The 3,563-nt window shown below is 57.8% G+C and carries 3 protein-coding genes; 2 read left to right on the top strand and 1 reads right to left on the bottom strand.

Annotated elements, in window-relative coordinates; genetic code table 11:
* Positions 1-2,451, top strand: a 2,451-nt coding sequence (gene clpB, locus Q7T06_RS12530) for an ATP-dependent chaperone ClpB (RefSeq protein ID WP_304785139.1), incomplete at its 5' end; no start/stop codon positions are given.
* A gap of 76 nt (positions 2,452-2,527) precedes the next feature.
* Here clpB and Q7T06_RS12525 read toward each other — a convergent pair.
* Entirely contained in the window at positions 2,528-2,845 is a 318-nt protein-coding gene (locus tag Q7T06_RS12525) for a DUF4124 domain-containing protein (RefSeq protein ID WP_304785138.1), read from the bottom strand.
* A 224-nt stretch (positions 2,846-3,069) separates the two neighbouring features.
* On the opposite strand from Q7T06_RS12525, the gene Q7T06_RS12520 reads away from it, so the two are divergent.
* Positions 3,070-3,563, top strand: a 494-nt coding sequence (locus tag Q7T06_RS12520; protein ID WP_304785137.1) for a DUF3455 domain-containing protein, incomplete at its 3' end; no start/stop codon positions are given.

The raw sequence follows: 3,563 nt of genomic DNA, 5'->3' as shown, positions 1-3,563 counted from the left end.
AGCACGCGCTCGCTGCTGCAGCGCGCCGGCGCCAACATCAATGGGATGAATGTGGCGCTCAAAAGCGCACTCGACCGCCTGCCCAAGGTGTCCGGCAATGGTGGCGAGGTGCAGATCAGCCGTGACCTGAATTCGCTGTTGAACCTGGCCGACAAGGCTTCGCAGCAACACGGCGATCAATTCATCGCGACTGAAATGTTGTTGCTGGCGCTGACCGACGACAAATCGGAGGCCGGCAAGATCGCGCGCGAGAATGGCTTGACGCGCAAGGCGCTGGAAGCGGCGATCAAGGCCGTGCGTGGCGGCGCAAAAGTGGATTCTGCCGAAGGCGAAGGCCAGCGCGAAGCACTGAAAAAATACACGCTGGACCTGACCGAACGCGCGCGCCTGGGCAAGCTCGATCCCGTGATAGGCCGTGACGATGAAATCCGCCGCGCCATCCAGATATTGCAGCGCCGCTCCAAAAATAATCCAGTCTTGATAGGCGAACCTGGCGTGGGTAAGACCGCCATCGTCGAAGGCCTGGCGCAGCGCATCGTCAATGGCGAAGTGCCGGAAAGCCTGAAGGGCAAACGCGTGCTGTCGCTGGACATGGCCTCGCTGCTGGCGGGGGCAAAATATCGGGGTGAATTTGAAGAGCGCCTGAAGGCCGTCCTGACTGAACTGGCGCAGGATGAAGGCCAGACCATCGTCTTCATCGATGAGATGCACACGCTGGTGGGCGCCGGCAAGGCAGAAGGCGCGATGGATGCCGGCAATATGCTCAAACCTGCACTCGCACGCGGCGAGTTGCACGGCGTAGGCGCCACCACGTTGGACGATTACCGCACGTACATAGAGAAGGATGCTGCGCTGGAACGTCGCTTCCAGAAAATCATCGTCGCCGAGCCTAGTGTGGAGGCGACGATTGCGATCCTGCGCGGCTTGCAGGAAAAATACGAAGTCCATCACGGCGTCGACATTACCGATCCGGCTATCGTTGCGGCGGCTGAGTTGTCGCACCGTTACATCACCGATAGATTCCTGCCCGACAAGGCTATCGACTTGATCGATGAAGCCGCGTCCAAGATCAAGATCGAGCTTGATTCAAAACCGGAAGTGATGGATAGACTGGATAGGCGCGTTATCCAGTTGAAGATAGAACGCGAAGCCGTCAAGAAGGAAAAAGACGAAGCCTCGCAAAAACGCCTGGGCTTGATAGAGGAAGAAATCGAGCGCCTAGGCCGCGAATACGCCGACCTCGAAGAAATCTGGAAAGCGGAAAAATCCGCCGCGCAAGGTAGCCAGCACATCAGGGAAGAGATAGAAAAAGTGCGCGTGCAGATGGAAGAAGCCACGCGCCAGAGCGACTGGCAGCGCGTGTCTGAACTCAAGTACAGCAAGCTTAATGAACTCGAAGCGCAACTGAAAAATGCCGTCACCGGTGAAGCGACCGCAGGCAAGCCGCAACTGGTGCGCACGCAAGTCGGCGCCGAAGAAATTGCCGAAGTCGTCTCGCGCGCAACCGGCATTCCAGTCTCGCGCATGATGACCGGCGAACGCGAAAAACTGTTGCAGATGGAAGATGCATTGCACAAGCGCGTGGTCGGCCAGCATGAAGCCATCGTCGCGGTGTCGGACGCGATCCGTCGCTCGCGCGCCGGCCTGGGCGACCCCGATCGTCCATACGGCTCCTTCATGTTCCTGGGTCCAACCGGCGTCGGCAAAACCGAGCTGTGCAAGGCGCTGGCATCGTTCATGTTCGACACTGAAGACTCGCTGATCCGCATCGACATGAGTGAATTCATGGAGAAGCATTCAGTCGCGCGCCTGATCGGTGCGCCACCGGGCTATGTGGGTTACGAAGAGGGCGGTTACCTGACCGAAGCCGTGCGGCGCAAACCGTATTGCGTGATCCTGCTCGACGAGATCGAGAAGGCACATCCAGATGTGTTCAACGTCTTGTTGCAGGTGCTCGACGATGGCCGCATGACCGATGGTCAGGGGCGCACGGTGGATTTCAAGAACACGGTGATTGTGATGACATCCAATCTCGGCTCGCACAAGATCCAGTCCATGGAAGGTAGCGAACCGGCATTGATCAAGATGGCGGTGATGGCCGAAGTGCAGGCACATTTCCGTCCCGAGTTCATCAACCGTATCGATGAAATCGTGGTCTTCCATGCGCTGGATGAGAAAAACATCGGCTCGATTGCGAAGATCCAGCTGGCGACGCTGGAACAGCGCCTGGCCCGCATGGACATGGCGATGGACATGACCGACGAAGCGCTGCAGAAAATCGCCGAAGCCGGTTTCGATCCTGTCTATGGCGCACGGCCGTTGAAGCGTGCGATACAGCAGCAGATCGAAAATCCCTTGTCGAAAGCGATCCTGGAAGGGAAGTTCGGGCCCAAGGATGTGATCAAGGTTAGCGTCGTACATGGTGAGCTGAGCTTTACCAAGACTGACTAACAGGGTTCATCTGCCCAATGAAAAAGCCGTGTCAGCAATGCTGGCACGGCTTCTTTGCAATTTTCATGCTGCAGTTTCAGCTTCCGGGGTAAGCAGGCAAGCGGCTTTTTATCGGCTGCAAAGCGGCTCTGGCGGCGCGCACCGATTCGACATCCGTTTTGCGCGGGCGCGGCTTGATAGGCAAAGCCCAGGACGTGCCACGCATGATGGGCGGCGCAGGGCTGATGTTGGCGCCCTGCATGGGCTTGACTGTCAGCGCACTGGAACAAAGGCCGTCGGTGTAGGTAAGCGAGCCATCCTCGGCGCTGCATTTGGTGATTTCCGCATGGGCGTATAGGGGTAGCAGCAATAGCAGTCCGGTCGCAGCCATGTGGGCAATATTGATGGGGGACATAATTGCACTCTCATGATGGTGTGGACGCGATCATGCCTTGTGCAGCGCAAGCCCTCAGTGCGTTACCCCACCTTCCGCGCCGAATACAACATGCGCATCCATAAAAAATATTTGTATCAAGCTGCATCCAAACCGGCATCTGGCGGGTAGTACAGGTATCGGCACGCAGAACCTTCACTTTGGAACTGCATGTTGATCACTTTTAACTACTCAAGGAAAACATCATGCACACCTCTCGTTCCGCTATTGCGATCGCTTGTTCCGCCCTGGTTTTGTCGGCATGTTCCAGCATGCCTATGTATACGCAGGAAGCCTTGCCTCCAGCCGTGCAGGTGCCGGCCGGCAATATGGTTGCGATGCAAACCGTCGGCGCTGGCGACATCACGTATGAATGCCGCGCCAAGAAGGATATGGCCGGGCAATTTGAATGGGTGTTTGTCGGCCCGGATGCCGTGCTTGCCGACCGCAGCGGCAAGGCAGTCGGTAAATACTTCGGTCCACCTGCAACGTGGCAAAGCAATGATGGTTCAAAAGTGACGGCGACTCAGCTTGCGGTGGCACCGGCCGGCGCCGGCAACATTCCATACCAGCTGGTGAAAGCCAATCCAGCCGTCGGCAATGGCGCGATGACAGGCGTGACTTACATCCAGCGCGTGGCGACCAAAGGCGGTGTCGCACCGGCTTCAGCTTGCGCAGCAGCGAATGCAGGCAGCAAGGA

This window comes from Herminiimonas sp. (assembly GCF_030645555.1).
GTDB lineage: Bacteria > Pseudomonadota > Gammaproteobacteria > Burkholderiales > Burkholderiaceae_D > Oxalicibacterium.
The sequence above is the reverse complement of the archived record's forward strand: the minus strand, read 5'-3'. Positions and strand labels throughout refer to the sequence as shown.

Excerpts from the sequence above, each read along its gene's own strand:
- Q7T06_RS12525 (WP_304785138.1), bottom strand. The coding sequence starts at position 2,845 with ATGTCCCCCATCAATATTGCCCACATGGCTGCGACCGGACTGCTATTG.